Source organism: Rhizobium albus (assembly GCA_030160035.1).
Lineage (GTDB): Bacteria > Pseudomonadota > Alphaproteobacteria > Rhizobiales > Rhizobiaceae > Georhizobium > Georhizobium albus.
The window spans coordinates 1458858-1476902 of record BSNO01000001.1 but is presented as its reverse complement, the minus strand read 5'-3'; the positions used below and the strand labels follow the sequence as shown (position 1 = coordinate 1476902).

19 protein-coding genes are annotated in these 18045 nt (G+C 63.7%); 8 read left to right on the top strand and 11 right to left on the bottom strand.

Annotation, left to right across the window (positions count from 1 at the left end; all coding sequences use genetic code 11):
• Positions 1-110: 110 nt before the first annotated feature.
• Entirely contained in the window at positions 111-1061 is a 951-nt protein-coding gene (locus tag QQL76_RS07110; RefSeq protein ID WP_499206970.1) for a carbohydrate kinase family protein, read from the top strand.
• Positions 1062-1093: 32 nt separating this feature from the next.
• On the top strand, positions 1094-2017 hold the full coding sequence (locus QQL76_RS07105; RefSeq protein WP_499206969.1) for a pseudouridine-5'-phosphate glycosidase: 924 nt from the start codon (positions 1094-1096) through the stop codon (positions 2015-2017).
• A gap of 82 nt (positions 2018-2099) precedes the next feature.
• On the opposite strand, the gene QQL76_RS07100 is transcribed toward QQL76_RS07105, so the two are convergent.
• From QQL76_RS07100 to cckA, 4 genes are all read right to left on the bottom strand, one after another.
• Entirely contained in the window at positions 2100-2573 is a 474-nt protein-coding gene (locus tag QQL76_RS07100; RefSeq protein ID WP_499206968.1) for a hypothetical protein, read from the bottom strand.
• Between the two features lie 146 nt (positions 2574-2719).
• Positions 2720-3385, bottom strand: a complete 666-nt coding sequence (locus tag QQL76_RS07095) for a YiaD family glycine zipper/OmpA-like lipoprotein (protein WP_404861665.1) — start codon at positions 3383-3385, stop codon at positions 2720-2722.
• Positions 3386-3493: 108 nt separating this feature from the next.
• Positions 3494-3982, bottom strand: a complete 489-nt coding sequence (locus QQL76_RS07090) for a PAS domain-containing protein (protein ID WP_499206967.1) — start codon at positions 3980-3982, stop codon at positions 3494-3496.
• A gap of 220 nt (positions 3983-4202) precedes the next feature.
• Positions 4203-6794, bottom strand: coding sequence for a cell cycle histidine kinase CckA (gene cckA / locus QQL76_RS07085; RefSeq protein WP_126010059.1), 2592 nt, complete (start codon positions 6792-6794; stop codon positions 4203-4205).
• 316 nt (positions 6795-7110) lie between these two features.
• Here cckA and QQL76_RS07080 point away from each other — a divergent pair, with 316 nt between their 5' ends.
• The gene (locus QQL76_RS07080) at positions 7111-7890 is read left to right on the top strand and encodes a flagellar biosynthetic protein FliO (protein ID WP_499206966.1); all 780 of its coding nucleotides are present in this window, start codon (positions 7111-7113) and stop codon (positions 7888-7890) included.
• Positions 7891-7912: 22 nt separating this feature from the next.
• On the opposite strand, the gene QQL76_RS07075 is transcribed toward QQL76_RS07080, so the two are convergent.
• Together QQL76_RS07075 and dksA are read right to left on the bottom strand one after the other, a co-directional pair.
• The gene (locus QQL76_RS07075) at positions 7913-8728 is read right to left on the bottom strand and encodes an alpha/beta fold hydrolase (protein WP_499206965.1); all 816 of its coding nucleotides are present in this window, start codon (positions 8726-8728) and stop codon (positions 7913-7915) included.
• A gap of 125 nt (positions 8729-8853) precedes the next feature.
• Positions 8854-9273 carry an RNA polymerase-binding protein DksA gene (gene dksA, locus QQL76_RS07070; RefSeq protein WP_126010056.1) on the bottom strand — a complete coding sequence of 140 codons (420 nt, stop codon included), beginning with the start codon at positions 9271-9273 and terminating at the stop codon, positions 8854-8856.
• Positions 9274-9526: 253 nt separating this feature from the next.
• Here dksA and QQL76_RS07065 point away from each other — a divergent pair, with 253 nt between their 5' ends.
• From QQL76_RS07065 to QQL76_RS07050, 4 genes are all read left to right on the top strand, one after another.
• Positions 9527-10030 carry a SixA phosphatase family protein gene (locus QQL76_RS07065; protein WP_499206964.1) on the top strand — a complete coding sequence of 168 codons (504 nt, stop codon included), beginning with the start codon at positions 9527-9529 and terminating at the stop codon, positions 10028-10030.
• Positions 10031-10120: 90 nt separating this feature from the next.
• Positions 10121-11599, top strand: a complete 1479-nt coding sequence (locus tag QQL76_RS07060) for a YcjX family GTP-binding protein (RefSeq protein WP_499206963.1) — start codon at positions 10121-10123, stop codon at positions 11597-11599.
• The gene (locus tag QQL76_RS07055) at positions 11596-12750 is read left to right on the top strand and encodes a YcjF family protein (RefSeq protein ID WP_499206962.1); all 1155 of its coding nucleotides are present in this window, start codon (positions 11596-11598) and stop codon (positions 12748-12750) included. Before QQL76_RS07060 ends, QQL76_RS07055 begins: the two co-directional genes overlap by 4 nt.
• A gap of 57 nt (positions 12751-12807) precedes the next feature.
• Positions 12808-13335, top strand: coding sequence for a hypothetical protein (locus tag QQL76_RS07050; protein ID WP_126010052.1), 528 nt, complete (start codon positions 12808-12810; stop codon positions 13333-13335).
• Here the strand turns inward: QQL76_RS07050 and folK are convergent.
• From folK to folP, 3 genes are read right to left on the bottom strand one after another with little or no spacing between them, the layout of a single operon-like run.
• On the bottom strand, positions 13329-13859 hold the full coding sequence (gene folK / locus QQL76_RS07045; protein ID WP_499206961.1) for a 2-amino-4-hydroxy-6-hydroxymethyldihydropteridine diphosphokinase: 531 nt from the start codon (positions 13857-13859) through the stop codon (positions 13329-13331). The two genes, QQL76_RS07050 and folK, sit on opposite strands and share 7 nt — an antisense overlap.
• Positions 13843-14211, bottom strand: a complete 369-nt coding sequence (gene folB / locus QQL76_RS07040; protein ID WP_404861658.1) for a dihydroneopterin aldolase — start codon at positions 14209-14211, stop codon at positions 13843-13845. Before folB ends, folK begins: the two co-directional genes overlap by 17 nt.
• Positions 14211-15101, bottom strand: a complete 891-nt coding sequence (gene folP, locus QQL76_RS07035; RefSeq protein WP_499206960.1) for a dihydropteroate synthase — start codon at positions 15099-15101, stop codon at positions 14211-14213. The genes folB and folP overlap by 1 nt, the downstream gene beginning before the upstream one ends.
• 166 nt (positions 15102-15267) lie before the next feature.
• Between folP and QQL76_RS07030 the strand changes: the two genes are divergently transcribed.
• Entirely contained in the window at positions 15268-15939 is a 672-nt protein-coding gene (locus QQL76_RS07030) for a DUF922 domain-containing Zn-dependent protease (RefSeq protein ID WP_499207133.1), read from the top strand.
• Positions 15940-16398: 459 nt separating this feature from the next.
• On the opposite strand, the gene QQL76_RS07025 is transcribed toward QQL76_RS07030, so the two are convergent.
• Positions 16399-17424, bottom strand: a complete 1026-nt coding sequence (locus tag QQL76_RS07025; RefSeq protein ID WP_499206959.1) for an NAD(P)/FAD-dependent oxidoreductase — start codon at positions 17422-17424, stop codon at positions 16399-16401.
• A 219-nt stretch (positions 17425-17643) separates the two neighbouring features.
• Entirely contained in the window at positions 17644-17964 is a 321-nt protein-coding gene (locus QQL76_RS07020; protein WP_126010046.1) for a 2Fe-2S iron-sulfur cluster-binding protein, read from the bottom strand.
• Between the last annotated feature and the right edge of the window lie 81 nt (positions 17965-18045).

The following is an 18045-nucleotide window of genomic DNA, read 5'->3' as shown; positions in this document are numbered from 1 at the left end:
GAATTCGCATCTTTATCTTCTGTCTATTCCCGGATTGTTCCGCGCATGATCAGCATGAAATGCAATACACCATCAGCCCCGGTGTCGCCTCTGCGGCAGGCCGTTTGCCGATGAGCCGATTCCTCGTCATTGGCGGTGCGCATCTCGATCGCCGCGGCCAGGTGAAGGGCGCACTGCATCTTCACGCCAGCAATCCGGGGCATTGGGAGGAGACGGCCGGCGGTGGCGCGTTCAACGCCGCCCGCAATCTCGCGCGGCTGGGGCATGTCGTTCGGCTGGTGGCGCCGCGCGGCGGCGATCCCGCTGGCGAGACGGTCGCGCGGGCGGCTGCCGATGCGGGCGTCGAAGATACGCCGATCACCTTCCTCGATCGGGCAACGCCCACCTATTCGGCGATTCTGGACAGCCAGGGCGATCTCGTCGTCGCGCTCGCGGACATGGCGCTTTACGATGCATTTTCGCCCCGCCAGTGCGATCGCCGCCCCCTGCGCGATGCCATAGCTGAAGCCGATGCGGTGCTGGTCGATGCCAATATTCCCGAGGCGACGATAGCCCGTCTGGCGCGGCGGTGCGGCGAGGCTGGCCGTCCTTTGTCCGCCATCGCCATCTCGCCGGCCAAGATCGTGCGGCTGAAACCGGTACTTTCCGCCCTCTCTTGCCTGTTCATGAACCGGCGCGAGGCCGAAGCGCTCGTCGGCCCGCTTGCAGAGGATGGGCAGGCGCAGGCCGAGCAGCTGCGCGCTGTCGGCATCGCCCGCGCCATCGTCACGGCGGGCAGCGGCCCGGCGCTTGCCTTTGATCAGCAGCAGACGTTCCTCTTGTCCGCGATCGAAGGCTGCACCATCGTCGATGTCACGGGCGCCGGCGATGCGCTTGCTGCCGCCACGCTCGGAGCTCTTCAGGCCGGCCTGCCTTTCATCGAGGCCTGCCATTATGGCGTCGCCGCCGCCTCGCTCGCCGTCGAAAGCGCCGAGCCGGCACCACCTGGGCTGACGCTCGATGCCGTGCGGGCGCGCCTTGCTCTTGTGCCCCCGATCGATCCATTGCATCTGAACCGCTGACCGATGCAGACCCAAGCCGAGAGAAGCCGAAGATGAGCCCGAAGAACGACGCCAGCCTGATCACCTATGCCCCGGATGTCGCAGAGGCGCGGGCGTCCGGCAAGCCCATCGTGGCGCTGGAATCGACCATCATCACCCATGGCATGCCCTATCCCGGCAATCTTGAAATGGCCCGCGCGGTGGAAGCCATCGTGCGTGAGGAAGGCGCGACGCCCGCGACCATCGCCGTCATCGATGGCGTGCTGAACGTCGGCCTGTCGGATGAGACCCTGGCCACGCTCGCGCTCCGCAAGGATGCCATGAAGCTCTCGCGCGCCGATCTCGCCTTCGCGCTGGCCGAAGGCCGCACCGGCGCCACCACGGTCGCCGCCACCATGATCGCCGCGGCCCATGCCGGCATCTCCGTCTTCGCCACCGGCGGCATCGGCGGCGTTCATCGCGGCGCCGAAACGAGCTTCGATATCTCCGCCGATCTCGACGAGCTTGCGCGCACCGGCGTCATCGTCGTCTCTGCCGGCGCCAAGGCCATCCTGGATGTGCCGAAGACGCTCGAAGTGCTCGAAACCCGCGGCGTGCCCGTCGTCACCTTCGGCTCGGATGCGTTTCCTGCCTTCTGGTCTCGCGAATCCGGCCTGAAGTCGCCGCTGCGCCTCGACACGCCGGACGCCATCGCCCGCTTTCAGAAAGTCCGCACCGCCATGGGCATCACCGGCGGCATGCTGATCGCCAATCCCGTGCCCGTCGAAGACGAGATCGCCCGCGACGTCATGGAAGCGCATATCCGCGAAGCCATGGGCCGCGCCGAACAAGCCGGTGTCAGCGGCAAGGCCGTAACGCCGTTCCTGCTCTCCGAACTTGTCGACATCACCGGCGGCAAGAGCCTTCAAACCAACATTGCGCTGGTCAAGGCCAATGTCCGTCTCGCCACGCGCATCGCGGTCGCCCTCGCTGCCTGAACGGTCTCGCCGCGCGGCCATGGCAAAGCCGAGCGACCCGGCACGCGGATCGCTTGGCTTTGTGAAGGACTGACGCGTTCTATCAGCGGTCGAACGTTTCCATCGACAGCATCGCGTCGCAGACCGCGCCGTCATGGGTGCCCACCCAGACGTCGAGCCATCCGTCCGACGGGCGCGTCAGGTTGACCTTGGCATCGAGATTGCCGTTGTCGTCATCGTCATAGTACCAGCCGGCAGATGCCGTGTTCACCAGCAGCACACTGTCGCAGTCGCTCTCGACCGATACCGTCAGTGTGTATTTGCCCATGCCGCTCAAATTGAAGGTGAAGTCCGGCGCTTCGGTCACATAGCCGCGCCCGCGGTCGGTTTGCGGCACGACGTTGCTGCATTTCTCGATGTTGATGTTGCCACCGGCGCGCACATTGTACTGGTGCACCGAGTAGAGGTCTGCCCCCGTCAACTCGTAGGTATCGCCAGACTTGGAGTAGTCCGGACACGCCAAAGCGCTCCCGCCGAAAAGAACGAGAAACGCGAAAACCCAATAAATCCTGTTCATGTTGAAAGTCCCCCAGAAAACTTTCTCAGAATACGCCGAATTCAGCGAAAAACCATAGATCTCAGGCGGCTGGGGACCGCTCATCCACCTCTATGGTGAACGCCGACCCGGTGCATAGACCGGGCCGGGAATCAAATGTGGGGTTTTCAACCCTGGATCGGAACGATCCGGATTTCGACTCGACGGTTTGCGGCGCGGCCGGCCTCGGTCGAATTGTCGGCGATCGGCTGGTTAAAGCCGAAACCCTGCGCCTGGAAGCGACGCGGATCGAGGCCCTGGGACGTCAGATAGCCGAGAACCGACTGTGCACGCCGCTGCGACAGATCGAGGTTGTAGCTCGCCGAACCGACATTGTCGGTGTGGCCGAGAACGTCGACGAGCGTGCGGTCGAATTCGCGCAGAACCAGAACGACCGAATTCAGCGTCGAATAGAAGTCCGGGCGAACGCTCGCTTCGTTGGTGCCGAAGGTGATGTTGGACGGCATGTTCAGGATGATGTTGTCGCCATTGCGGGTCACCGAAACGCCGGTTCCCTGCAGCTGCGCGCGCAGGCGTGCTTCCTGGTTGTCCATGTAGCCGCCGATCGCGCCACCGGCCAATGCCCCGATGCCGGCGCCGAGAAGCGCGTTGCGGCGGTCGTCGCCGCCAGCCAGAAGGCCGAGACCGGCGCCTGCCGCAGCACCCAGCATGGCACCGCCGGCCGTGTTGGACAGCTGCTGCTGGCCGGTGAAGGGGTCGGCCGTACAACCGGCAAGCAGCGCCGTGGCCATGCCGGCGGCCGCAATCCGCAGCCTGAATGCTGATCGGGTCATGATGGGTCCTCTCCAGGAATATGTCGAATGGTGATCGTTAGAACTGAATGGGGGATTCGCGTCAACACGAAGGCCATTCGCCTTGGAAGCCTGCAAACATGGCGCCATTCAGGCCGTGCGGATGAAACGCTCGTCCGATCCTGATACGCCGACGCTGCCGTAGATCTCGTCCAGCCCCTGCCCGTTGACATGGAACCGTGCCTCGGTCCGGATGAAGATCCAGCCATCGTCATCGTCGGTCGCGTGCCCAGGCTTGATCCTCAGATTGAAGGAGAAGCCATGGCGGTCGCGGGTTGCACGGTCGATCATCTCGAACAGCGGCTCGCGATCTTCGGGGTGGTAACTTGCCATGCCGCGAGAAAAGTTGATCGGCCCTTCGGCCATTTCAAATCCGTAGATGTCAAAAACGGCCGGCGACCAGAAGAGCAGACCGGAGGCGAGCTCCGATTTCCATACGCCTGACAAAGGCAGACGGCACAGCACCTCGATCACCGGCGAGCCGGGCGAACAGTCGTTGCGACCGACAAATGCGGCCAGCAGCGCCAGCGCATCGTCCGTCTTCATCGTCTCACGGCCGGAAAGCGCCGGATCATCCATGAATCGCCCGTTCAAATCTTTGCAGCCCACACCTTGCCGCAAAGGCAGTATTGGGCGCCTCACCGCAGGAAGTACGCTGACGCTACTTGGCAAAACGCCCGTCGGGCAAGAATTTCTAAACTGCTATGCACACGGAAATTGTGGCCAATGGCACTAAAGTACAAAATCCCAGTCGGCAAGCGTGGCGGCGTTCACGTCATGTGTGCCGCTGCGATGCCGGCTACGAACTCAGCGTCTCGCTCACCGTGATCGCCAGCTGCTTCAGCGAGAATGGCTTGGGCAGGAAGCCGAATTTCGCGTCCGCAGGCAGGTTCTTCGCAAAGGCCTCCTCCGCATAGCCGGAAACGAACACGAATTTCAGGTCGGGATAGTCCTTGCGCAATTCGCGCAGCAGCGTCGGCCCGTCCATTTCCGGCATCACGACGTCCGACACCACGATGTCGACCGCGCCGCCGAGCTCTTCCATGATCTCCAGCGCCTCGACGCCGGATGCGGCCTCGTGCACCGTATAGCCACGCGTCTCCAGCATGCGCTTGCCACCGCGGCGCACCGCTTCCTCGTCTTCCACGAGCAGCACCACGGCGCTGCCGGTCAAATCCACGCGCTCGGCGTTCGGCGCCTGTGGCGCGGCCACGGGCACCGCGGCTGCCGCAGCCTCGCCCTCTGCCGTCGCCTCCACCGGTACCTCGATATGGCGCGGCAGGAAAATCTGGAACGCTGTGCCTTTGCCCACTTCCGAGATCGGATAGATGTAGCCGCCCGATTGCTTGACGATACCGTAGACCATCGAGAGCCCGAGACCGGTGCCCTTGCCCACGTCCTTGGTGGTGAAGAACGGCTCGAAGATCTTGTCGATGATCTCGGGCGGAATGCCGGTGCCCTCGTCGGCCACTTCGATCAGCACGCAGTCCTGTGCCTCCAGCCCGCGGTAATTCAGCTTGCCGACCTCGTCGGCGCCGATGTTGCGGGTGCGGATCGTCACCGTGCCGCCCTTCGGCATGGCGTCGCGGGCATTGACCGCAAGGTTGATCAGCACCTGCTCGAACTGCCCCAGATCCGTTAGCACCGGCCAGAGATCGCGCCCATATTCTATTGCCAGCTTCACATTGGTTCCGGTGAGCCGGTCGATCAGCATCCGCAGATCGCCGATCACGTCGGTCATCGAAAGCACGCTCGGCCGCATCGTCTGCTTGCGCGAGAAGGCGAGCAGTTGCCGCACCAGAACGGCAGCGCGATTGGCGTTGCGCTTGATCTCCATCAAATCAGCAAAGCTCGCATCCGATGGCCGAAGCGAGAGCAGAAGGTGATCGGCCGAAAGCAGGATGGCCGTCAGCACGTTGTTGAAATCGTGCGCGATGCCGCCGGCGAGCGTGCCGACCGCATTCATCTTCTGCGTCTGCGCCATCTGCTCTTCGAGCGCTTTCTGCTCGGTCGTCTCCACGACATAGATGATCGCCGCTTCCTCGCGCGATTCCGCGTGGTCTATCACGGCATTCACATAGAGCCGGAAATGCCGCGCCGGATCGTTCGGGTGGCGCGTATCGACGGCCGCAATATCGCTCTGCCCGTCGCGCGCCTGCTCAAGCCCTGCCTTGAACGATGTCACGTCATTGTCGTGGATCACGGTCTCGAAGCGCGCGCCGTTTTCCAGATCGTCGCGGGTCACGAGTCCCGAGAACATCTTGAGGAACGGCGCGTTGGTGCGCAGGATCCGCCCGTCTCCGTCGACGGAAGCGATCGCCATCGGCGTGTTGTTGAAAAACCGCGTGAAGCGCATCTCCGCCGTTGCCGCGGAATGATCGCTGCCCTCGGTGCCATTGCGCGCCAGAACGATCGTCCGGCTTTCACCGGGCGCACCGTCGCGCGTGGCCGACACCCGGTGCACGAGACGCACCGGCACGCTCTGGCCGTTGGTCTTGCGCAGATCGAGGTCGAGCGTCGCGGTCTTGTTGCGGCCGGGCTCCGCCTGGACCGAGTCGATCAGCGCCATGCCTTCGCCGGCGATCATCTCGGCGATGGTCAGCGATCCGGGCCGGAACTTCGTCAGGTCGATTGAGAGCCAGTCGGCGAGTGTGGCGTTGATGTAGACGATGTCGCCTTTGCGCCCCGCCGAGAAGAAGCCCGCCGGCGCATGGTCGAGATAGTCGATCGCGTGCTGAAGGTCCTTGAAGAAGCGCTCCTGCTCCTCCCGCTCCGCCGTTATGTCGCAAAGCTGCCAGGCAAAAAGCTTCTCGCTCTGGCTTTCTTCCAGCACCAGCGGCCGACCGCTCAGCCGGTACCAGCGTGCGCCGACTGCTCCCGATGCAGGGTTGAGCGCCCTTGTCAGGCGAAATTCTTCCTGCCCATGGCGGCCTTCGCGCAGCACGTTCGTCAGCCGGTAAACGGCTTCGGACGATTCCTTGCTGCGCGACAAAAGCGCCTCGACCGACTGGACGTCCGCTGCCTTCTTCGCGCCCGTGAGCTGGCCATAGGCCGCATTGGCATAGACCGCGCGGCCCTTGCGGTCGGTGATCAGCGTGCCTTCCGCCTGCCCGTCGACGAAGCTGCGCGCCAGCGGATCGGAGCTTCTGTGCGGCATCACCTGGATGAAGCCAATCATGGAGGAGACGATGAAGAAGATCCCCAGCAGCGACAGAAAGCCGAGAAGCCCGAGCACGATCGAAGGGCTCAGCGCATCGCGCAGGAACACGAAGGCGATAGCCGCCGCGATCAGGACGCCCGCCAGCAGGAACAGCCGCATCAGCGTCCTCGGACTGGCAGCCCGGTCCACGATCGGGCTTGGATAGGGTTCGCCCCCACTCTTATTGGCCATTCCAGTCCTCATGATCGGGCAGTGTCAGATGTGGCCGCAAGGCCTCGTTCGTCTCGCTCGAAACGCAGGGGCGCTCCAGTCAGTCGGCGTGTACCGGATCGGACCATAGCCATCCCCCTGCCGAAAGTCATGAAAGCCCGGATGATTCGCGCGCGATTGTCGGGGGAATATCGCGAAATATCCATGATCGAGGCTTACCGCCGTCAATGACCAACTGCTAAAGATAAGCGGCGATAAGGTTTCCCGGCATGCCATTCCCGTTTTGGCCGATGCCGTGGTGAGCCGGAAGCGCCGTCGGCAACGGAGTGCTGAAACTATGGATGGACTGTTTTCCGGAATGCTCGACGAGCGCGGCAGCGCGCTGGTCACGGCGATTTTGGCCGTTTCGATCGCACTTCTCGCGCTGGTCGTCGTCTTCTGGATCTACCGCATGCGCAGCGGCGCACCGGTCGCGGGCCTTGGCGGCCGTGGGCGCCGTGAAAGCCGTCTGGCAGTGGTGGAAAGCGCCATGGTCGACACCAAGCGGCGCATCGTCCTCATCCGTCGCGACGATGTCGAGCACCTGATCCTGATCGGCGGCCCGGCCGATGTGGTCGTCGAAAGCGGCATCGGCGGATCGGCCCAAGCACCGTCAATCGAAACCGATTGGGGCCCGTCGAAAGAGGCCATGGAGCAGAAGGCCGCTTCAACGACCAGGGAGCCGGCACGACGCGCTCCCGAAATGCCCGCACCTGGCCCTGTTGCACCTGTGCCTGTCGCACCTGCCGCTGCAGCCGCACCGAAACACTTTCCCGCGGAGCGCTTCGCTCAGCCGACCGCGAACGCCGCTGAAGAACCGCGGATCGAAGGCGTCAGGGCCGGCAATCCGTTTGACGAAGCCGAATTCTCCGCCGTGCTCGCCGCAGAGATGGAACGCAACCGCCCCGTCAAGGTCACGCCCTTCGTTACCCTCGACAAGGATGCGGCCGAGCGCGCCAAGGCGTCGATCCCCTCCATCGAGCCGCCTCAGGACATGACCCCGCAACAGAAAAAGGCCACCTCCCTGCAAGAGGAGATGGCCCGTCTTCTTGGTGAGATGAAGCCCGAGCGCCGTTGAGCTTCATTCGTTTACCGGCGCCTTAGCCTTTCAGGAACGCGATCAGGTCGTCGGTCAGTTCGTCCCCATGGGTGGCGAACAGGCCGTGCGGCGCATCCTCATATTCCTTGAGCTCGGCATTGCGGATGCCTTTCACGGCTTCGCGGGCCGATGCGTCGATCGGCACCGTTTCATCAGCCGTTCCGTGGATGATCAGCGTCGGCACTTCGAATGCCGCAAGGTCGGGCCGGAAGTCGGTCGTGGCGAACGATTTCGCGCAGGCAAGCGTCGGGCGAAGGCCGGCCTGCATGCACAGGCCCCAGGCCCAATGCAGCCGCTCGTCGCTCACATCGTTTTCTTCCGCACCGAAAAAGTCCTCGAGGAAATCCGCAAAGAATTCCGCGCGGTCCGCTTTCATGCCGGCCGTCATCTCGTCGAAGACCGATTGCGGAACGCCGTTCGGATTGTCCTCGGTCTGGAGCATGTAGGGGACCACCGAGGCGATCAGCCCTGCCTGCTTCACGCCCTTGCCGCCATGGCGCGACATGTAGCGCGCCACCTCGCCGCCACCCATGGAAAACCCGATGATCGCGGCATCTTCTGCTCCGGTGGCCGCCATCACGTCGGCCAGATCGTCGGACAGCGTGTCGTAATCGTAACCGGACCACGGTTGCTCTGACCGGCCGAAGCCGCGACGGTCATAGGCGATAGCGCGGAAGCCCGCATCGGCCAGCGCGAAAGCCTGGTCGTCCCAGCTGTCGGCCGAAAGCGGCCAGCCATGCATCAGGATGACGGGACGGCCCTCGCCCCAATCCTTGACGTAGAGGTGTGTGTTGTCGCGGGTCTTGATCATCGGCATGAGCGCCTCCTTTGTTCGGGAGACGAATGCACAGATGATCGATCGGGTTCCGCAGTGGCGGGTGCACTAAAGCGTGAGATAAAACGCTTCAAATCAATCGGGCGGGCCGGTGGGGCCCATCCGGCTTATTCGTCGCGATAGACCTTCTCGCGCCGCTCGTGGCGCTCCTGGGCCTCGATCGACAATGTCGCGATCGGACGTGCGTCCAGCCGCTTCAGGCTGATCGGCTCGCCGGTCTCTTCGCAATAACCGTAAGTGCCCTCGTCGATCCGCTGCAATGCTGCATCAATTTTCGAGATCAGCTTGCGCTGGCGATCGCGCGCCCGCAGTTCGATCGCCCGATCCGTTTCCGAAGAAGCGCGGTCGGCTATATCGGCGTGATTTGCATTTTCCTCGGCCAGATTGTCGAGGGTCTCGCGCGCTTCGCGGAGAATGTCGTTTCGCCAGGCAACGAGTTTGGCCCGGAAATAGGCCCGTTGCTTGACGTTCATGAATTCCTCGTCCTCGGAGGGAACATAGGAAGAAAGGTCGATCTTCTCACCCACCACGAATCTCCCCGAACCGTTGGTTGGGCCGCTGTATAGCCATTGGGAAAACTGCTCGCAAGCGCAAAAGATTTGCCGTTTTTCACATTAGCGTGCGATTCGCGTTCACTTAAATGCCTCATTTCGCATCATTATTTTCGTGTTCGCTCATAAGCTGCTGATCATCGACACTGCATCCAGCGATCTTGCCGACGATCCTCGCTTGCCTCTGTGCCCAAGTTCACCCTATTTCAGCAGGATGATCGCGACCCGCATGCTTCGCATTTATCTGCTGCGCCACGCGCGCGCCGTCTGGGCCGAGCCCGGTACGCGTGATTTCGATCGCGCGCTGGACGCGCGGGGCCGCGAGGACGCACGTGCGCTGGGGCGCGAATTGGCGACCAAGGATCTCCGGCCCAACCGCGTCATCTGCTCGTCGGCCAAGCGCTGCCGCGAGACCTGGGATCTCCTGGCCGAGGCGCTGCCCGTTTCCGACGTCACCTTTACCGAGACACTCTATGTCGAGGACCAGGGAGGCTATCTCGACATCATACAGGACCTCGAGGGTACCGGATCGGTCATGCTCGTCGGCCATAATCCCATGATCGAGGATGCGACCGCGGCTCTTCTCCAAAGCGACGGTGGGACGATCAGCGCGGAGCTCCGTCGCGGCTTTCCCACCTGCGGCCTCGCCATCATCGACCTGACGAACGCCGCGTCCGGCATGTCCGCCCGCAAGGCCACTCTGCATGCCTTCCTGAAGCCCGTCGAAGCCTGAGGGCGGCTGATCGCCACGACGCTGCCTTTTATCGCGCAGTCTCCACGCCTATATCGCGCAGGTTCCTGTGTGATGTGAGAGGCCTTGCCTGTGGCGCGTTCGCTGACGACTTTCTCCGATGAGGCGCGCATTGCCTTCGACAACATCGCCGACCGTGCCGCCGGTCTGATCCACCCCTCGATCCGCTTCGGCGTCACGGGCTTGTCGCGCGCCGGCAAGACCGTCTTCATCACGGCGCTGGTCCACAATCTCCTGCATGGCGGTCGCCTGCCGCTCTTCAACGCCCACCACACCGGCCGCATCGCGCGAACCTATCTCGAGCCTCAGCCCGACGACGACATCCCGCGTTTCCAGTATGAGGATCACGTCCGCGCGCTGATCGAGGACCGGCTCTGGCCGGATTCCACCCGCGCCATCTCCCAGCTTCGCCTGACGGTCGAATACGAGTCCGCAAGCGGCTGGAATCGCATGCTGTCCGCTGGCAAGCTGTCGATCGACATCGTCGATTATCCCGGTGAATGGCTGCTCGATCTGCCTTTGCTGGCGCAGGATTTCCGCCAATTCAGCGCCAATGCGGTCGAGCTTGCCCGCTCGCGCGCCCGCGCCGATCTCGCCGAGCACTGGCTTGCCCGCGCCACTGCTGTCGACCCGAAGGCGGCCGCCGATGAAACCACTGCCCGCGAACTGGCGCAGCTTTTCGCCACCTACCTCAAGGCCTGCAAGTCGGACGCCCGCGCGCTCTCCACCCTGCCGCCCGGCCGCTTCATCATGCCGGGCGATCTTGAAGGTTCGCCCGCGCTCACCTTCTCGCCTCTGCCCGATCTGCCGCCCACAGGCAGTGCGCCGAAAGGTTCGGTCTGGGCGATGATGGAGCGCCGTTTCGAAAGCTACAAGCAGGTCGTGGTGAAGCCGTTCTTTCGTGAACATTTCGCCCGCCTGGACAAGCAGATCGTGCTCGTGGACGCGCTGCAGGCGATGAATGCCGGCCCCGACGCGGTGCGTGATCTGGAACGCGCGCTTGGCGATATCCTGTCCTGCTTCCGCACCGGCCGCAATTCGCTGCTCACGGCGCTCTTCACGCGCCGCATCGGCCGCGTGCTGATCGGCGCCACCAAGGCCGACCATCTCCACCATGAAAGCCACGACCGGCTGGAAGCAATCGTGCGGCGGCTCGTCGATCGCGCCGCCGAGCGGATCCACTATTCGGGTGCAGGCATCGACGTGATGGCGCTCGCCGCCGTGCGCGCCACCCGCGAAGCCAGCATCGACGAAGGTGGCGAGACCCTGCCCGTCATCGTCGGAACGCCGATCCGGGGCGAAAAGATCGCCGGCCAGACCTTCGACGGCGAAACGAAAACTGCTGTGTTTCCAGGGGACTTGCCGGCAAAACCGGATTCGATCTTTGAAGCGCTCGACCGCAAGAAGCATGGCGAGCCGGTGACCGACATCAACTTCGTCCGCTTCCGCCCGCCGCAGCTGGAACGAACCGCTGAAGGCATCACCCTGTCCTTGCCCCACATCCGGCTAGACCGCGCCCTTGAGTTCCTGTTCGGGGATGACCTCGCATGAGCGACAACGACCGCCGCACGCCGCCGCGCCGCCCCGCAGTCTTCAACCTCGGCAACGAACCGGCCGCCGCGCCGCCCAGGGTCGAACCTAGAGCCGAATCCCGCGTGAAGGCGGCGCCGGAACGTCCGCGCGCGCCGGTCGCGCGCCCTGCCGAAAAGATCGTGATCGACGAGATCGATCCGTTCATCGCACCGGACCCGATCGATCCGCAGAGCCTTGCCGAAGCCAACGCGCTCACGCCACCGCCGGCTGTTGCGGCGAGGCGCCGCTTCTCCTTCGGCAAGCTCGCCGCCGGCGCCTTTGGCGTCTTGATCTCGCTCGCCATCGGCATCTGGACCGATAGCCTCATCCGCGATCTCTTCGCCCGTTCCGACTGGCTCGGCTGGGCGGCGATGGCGACGGTCGCGGTCTTCGTCTTCGCCACGCTGGTGGTCGTCGGCCGGGAAGTTCTAGCGCTCATGCGCCTTTCCGCCGTCCAGCACCTGAAGCAGGCAGCCATCGATGCGCTTGCCGAACGGAAGCCCGCGAAGGCCCGCTCCGTCGTCACCCAGCTGGTGGCGCTCACCGTCGACAAGCCCGAGACCGCGCGCGGCCGCGCTGCCATCGCCGACATGGAGGGCGAGATCGTCGACGGGCCTCAATTGCTGTCCTTCGCGGAAGCCGAGCTGCTCGCGCCGCTCGATGTCCAGGCCCGCCGCCTCATCCTCAACGCCTCCAAGCGCGTGTCCATCGTCACGGCGGTTTCTCCGCGCGCCATCGTTGACCTCGCCTATGTGCTCTACGAAAGCTCCCGCCTCGTGCGCGCCATGGCAACGCTTTATGGGGGCCGCCCAGGCGCGCTTGGCCTCATGCGGCTCTTCCGCGATGTGATCGCCCATCTCGCTGTCACCAGTTCCATCGCCGTCGGCGATGGCCTCGTGCAGCAGCTTGTCGGCCACGGCGTCGCCTCCAGGCTGTCCACGCGTCTTGGCGAAGGCGTGATCAACGGCCTGATGACGGCTCGCATCGGTATCGCCGCCATGGACCTTTGCCGCCCGCTGCCGTTTCGAGCGGTCAAACGGCCCGGCATCGGGGATTTCGTGCAGGATCTCACCCGCGTCGCATCCCGTGAAGAATCACGCGTCGCGGCGGCTTCGGAAACCACCCGTTAACCATTCTCGGCGATCCTCAGCGCAAGCTTATCTTGCGTCACGAGTAAGGGTCGTCCCATGGGCATGAAGCACCGTATCGCAGCCGCTCTCCTCTCGGCTGCCGCATTTGCCGCTCCCGCCCAGGCGGCCGATCAGGCGTTCTTCAGCAACGTCTCGGGCGTGTGGACCGGGCCCGGCGAAATCGTCGCCGGCAAGTACCAGGGCACCAAGTTCAACTGCAGCCTCACCGGCACCCCCGTGGCCGATGCCGAAGCCGGTATCGCGATGGATGGCTCCTGCCGCGTCGGCGTGTTCAGCCAGAAAATGTCGGCCGTGATCCGCAAGGTCTCGGGCGACTATGAGGGCCGCTTCCTCGATGGCGCCGCCGGCGAAGGCCTCGACATCACCGCCGGCCGCGTCGATGGCGACCGTGTGCTCATGGCCATCGAACGCAAGCAGCTCGAAGGCGCGATGGTCGCCCGCATGCTGGATGCAAACACCATGAACGTCACCGTGTCCGTCAATGTCGGCGACAGCATGGTGCCCGTGATTGGCATGACACTCGCACGCAACCTCGACACCATGGCCGTCGGCTCCGTTCAGTAGGACGATAGCCACCAGTCAGGCTCGCCGATCCGCTCGATTCCCGTCGCGTCGATCTTTGCCGCCCATTCCGCGATGCTCCTGCCGTCGACCATGATGTCGGGGGCGATTTCGCCGAGCGGCAGTAGCACGAAGCCGCGATCCGTCATCCGCGGATGCGGAACGATAAGCGTTTCGGTCTGGATCGTCTCGTCGCCATAGGTCAGAACGTCGATATCGATCGGCCGCGGCCCCCATCGCGTCGCTCCTGCCCTGTCCCGTTTCAGCGCCTTTTCGGCATCGAGGCAGGCGGCGAGCAGATCGGCTGCCGAAAGCCGCGTCGTCACCAGAGCCGCGCAGTTCAGAAAATCCGGTTGCTCCGTCAGCCCCCAGGGCGGCGTACGGTAGAGCGAGGAGACCGCGGTCACCTCCGTGTCGTCGCGCTGATCCAGCATGGCGAGCACCGCCCGCATTGCACCCGCAACATCGCCGATATTGCCGCCGAGACCGAGTGCGGCCGTCACCGGCCCCTCAAGCACGCGCGACATGCTCGACCGTCACCTCGACATGATCCAGCACGCCCGGCACCGGTGCGTTCGGCTTGCGGATGGTGATCCGCGCGACCGTGATCTCACCGAACCGCTCGCACAGCGCCCGCGCCACATCCATCGCCAGCGCCTCGATCAGGAAGCGCCGCTTGCCGGTCACGATCGCCTCGATCACCTGGAACGCGACGCCGTAATCCACGGTGTCCGCAATCGCGTCGTCGGTCAGCGCGCTCGGCGCATCCACGGTCAGATCGGCATCCACGAAGAAGCGCTGGCCGAGAAACTCCTCGGCATCATGCACGCCGTGGCGCGCGAAGAAGGCGCAGTTCTTCAGGTGAATTCGGTAGGTCATCAAACGTCGCTTCCGGTTTCCTGGGCCAGCCTGTCGCACATCGCTTCGGCGACCGAAAGGGCGTCGCGGCTTTTCGCGACATCGTGCACGCGGAAGATGCGTGCGCCGGCCACCCGCAGCAGCGCCGTGGTCGCCGCCGTCGCCACGTCGCGCTCGCCGGCTTCCCTGCCCGTCGCCGCCCCGAGGAAGCGCTTGCGCGATGTTCCGACGAGAAACGGCCGCCCGAGCGCGTGCAACGTGTCAAACCGCGCCATCAGCGAAAAGTTCTCGTCGCTGTCCTTGGCAAAGCCAAATCCCGGATCGAGCACGATCTGCCGCGCGTCCAATCCCGCCTTTTCGGCGATCGCGAGCGATCGGCCGAGGAAGACCATCTGGTCCTCGATCACGTCCGGCAGTTTCTCACGTCCGCGCCCCGTATGCATGACGACGAGCCCCGCTCCCGTTTGGCGGGCAAGATCCGCCATGCCCGGCTCGCCCTGCAGCCCCGAAATGTCGTTGATGATGTGGGCACCCGCTGCAACCGCCAGCCGCGCCGTCTCCACCCGGTAGCTGTCGACCGAGATCAACACCTGTCTGGCCCCGGCAAGACGCTCCGCAAGCGCCTTGATCACCGGCAGCACGCGCGCCTGCTCGGTGGCAGCATCGACCGGATCGGCGCCGGGGCGGGTCGATTCGCCACCGACATCGATGATCGCGGCGCCTGCGTCCGCCATCGCCTCAGCTTCGGCCAGCGCGGCCGCGACATCGGCGAACCGACCGCCGTCGGAGAACGAATCCGGTGTCACGTTGAGAACGCCCATCAGCAGGCCGCGCCGGCTAAGATCGATCTCGCGGCCATGACCGACGCGCCAGATCCAGCGATCGGGCCGTTCAAGGGGCTGGTCTTGCATCGATGCATCTCTCCGGCAAATTCAAGCGCTTGTGACCTGTTGCCTGTTGCATCGCCCGAACGCATGACGCAAGCTGTTTGCATGCGCTTGTCGGACCGGGGCTCGTCCCTCGCCTCAGGCTGATGGAATGATCTGGATCACGACGCCGTTCGTTGGAAATGGCAGGATGATCCCGCGCAATCGAGGCTGGCAATTCTTGTATCATCGTTTCGCACGCGCCGCGGCAATCGCGGGTCTTGTTGTCGTTGCTGCCGTGTCGGCGCCGTTTTTCATGGGTTCCGCCGAAGCCGAGACGGTGATCACCAAGTCGTTTTCCTATTTTCCCGTCCGCGGCCGCACCGCCGCTGATCTCGACGAAGCGTTGTCGCAAAGCGGTCCGCTCCTCCAGGGAACCGGCATCCGCCATCCCGGCGCGACGGAAATGCGCTTCGGCGGCAGCGTGACCTATGCCGACCAGGGCACGCGCTGCACAGTCGATTCCGCCCGCATCACGCTCGACACCAAGATCATCCTGCCCCGCTGGACCCAGCGCCGCCGCGCCGAAGCCGACCTCGCCCTCATCTGGGATACGCTGTCCGGCGACATCAAGCGCCACGAAGAGCGCCATGCCGAAATCGCGCGGCAATACGCCCGCAAGCTGGAAAGCGACGTGAAGGGCCTGCGCGCGCAGCCGAATTGCCAGGCGATGGAAGCGGAAGTGGCCCGCATCACGGAAAGCGTGCTTGCCGAACACGATGCAGAGCAGGCGCGCTTCGACCGCATCGAGGCGATCAACTTCGAGCGCCGCATGGTGCGTCTGCTGCAATACCGGCTCGAGCAGATCAAGGCACCGGAATAGCGCCGCCAGCAACGTCATCGACTTCCGATACAGAATCGACAATTGGTCGTAATGCGCACTGCGTGCGCCTTACGCATCAATGCCATCCAGGCAGCCATCAAGAATTCACTTGAAGAAACTCTTGGAAAGCCTTGATCATCTGGCTGTAATCCAGCTGATCAACTGACTGGTGTTGCAATTTTTCCCCAGAATTCGCGCAAATTCACACCCACGAATTCTTGGAGTGGCGACTCAGTCGCGTATCGCTTACCATCTCATTACTGGTTTCGATAGCACGACATGTAGTTTCCGGCTTGAAGTCTCTCTGTGGCCTCCCTGGCGCATTCGGTTTGACGGGCGTTCCTTCCACCCGGTTTACGATGCGCACAACTGCACCCCGCTGCGGCACGCACATGCATGGCAGCGGGGTCTTTTTTGTGCGTATCGTTCTCTAAAGGCTGAGGGGAAACGTGCTCGGCGCTATTTTACGCCGAGCTTCTTCTGCAAGCTCGTCGAAGACGTGGTGTACTGGAACACCACCTTCGCTTCAGGGTGAGCGATCTTCTTCGCCGCATGCGCCATCAGCGCCGCTTCGTGGAAGCCCGAAAGGATCAGCTTCAGCTTGCCCGGATACCAGTTGATGTCGCCGATGGCGAAGATGCCGGGCTCAGACGTCTCGAACTTCTCCGTATCCACCTTGATCAGGTTCTCATGCAGATTGAGACCCCAGTCAGCAATCGGCCCGAGCTTCATCGTCAGGCCGAAGAACGGCAGCAGACGCGTTGCATTCACCTCGACGTCGCCGTCCGGTCCTTTGATCGTTGCGGACCGGATCTGACCATCCTCGCCGGTGAGCCCGGTGACCTGACCGATCTCGAAAGCAAGCTCGCCGCGTTCCTGCAGCGCGAACATCTTGTTCACGCTGTCGGGTGCTGCGCGAAACTCGGGGCGGCGGTGCACCAGCGTCACGGATTTTGCGATGGGCTTCAGGTTCAGCGTCCAGTCGAGCGCGGAGTCGCCGCCACCGACGATCAGAATGTCGTGGTCACGGAACTCCTCCATGCGGCGCACGGAATAGAAGACGCTCTTGTCCTCGAAGGCCTCGATGCCAGGGATCGGCGGGCGCTTGGGCTGGAACGAACCGCCCCCGGCCGCGATCACCACGATCTTCGCATGGAAAATCTCGTTCTCGTCGGTCTCCACTTCGAAGCGCCCGTCGTCGAGCTTCTTCAGCGCCGTGACCATGCGGTTGAAATGGAATTCCGGATGGAACGGCGCGATCTGTTCCATCAGCCGCTCTGTCAGGCCCGCGCCCGAGATTTCAGGCCATGCCGGAATGTCGTAGATCGGCTTTTCCGGATAAAGCTCGGCGCACTGGCCGCCCGGACGATCCAGAATGTCGATCAAATGGCAGCGAAGATCATAAAGTCCGAGTTCGAACACGGCGAAGAGCCCGACCGGCCCTGCCCCGACGATGACGACATCCGTCTCGATCACATTCCGCATCGATCGTGCTTTCCTGCTGGCCGGTCCCGGCAGACATCAATGCCGCCGCTCCGCGCCGATTGTTGCTTGTTTTTGGGTCGCGCCCAAGATGGGCGCTGCCTTTCCGATGAAATGATGGCTGTCGTTTAGCCGCATCGCCGGCCGGGATCAAAGGTGATCCGTCCTAGTCTTCGGCCCGAAAGCGGAAAATCTGTGCGCCAGCTCGCCCTTGAATCCCGGTTACGCCTGGCGCTCGGGCACGTGGACGACGAGACCGTCAAGCTTGTCGGAAACCCGGATCTGGCAAGACAGGCGCGAGTTCGGCCGCACGTCATAGGCAAAATCGAGCATGTCTTCTTCCATCGCTTCCGGCTCGCCCACTGCCGCCTTCCATGCGTCGTCCACATAGACGTGGCAGGTCGCGCAGGCGCAGGCGCCGCCGCATTCCGCCTCGATGCCCGGCACCGAGTTGCGGATGGCATTTTCCATGACGGTGGAGCCGTTCTCGGCTTCCAGCTCATGGCGCGTGCCGTCGAAGGCGACGAAAGTAATGGTGGTCATTCAAGGACTCTCCGCTGGCAGGTGCGCCTGTCTCTCTTGAGAATTACGGCACGAGGATGGGCGATCCGACCTCCACGCGCA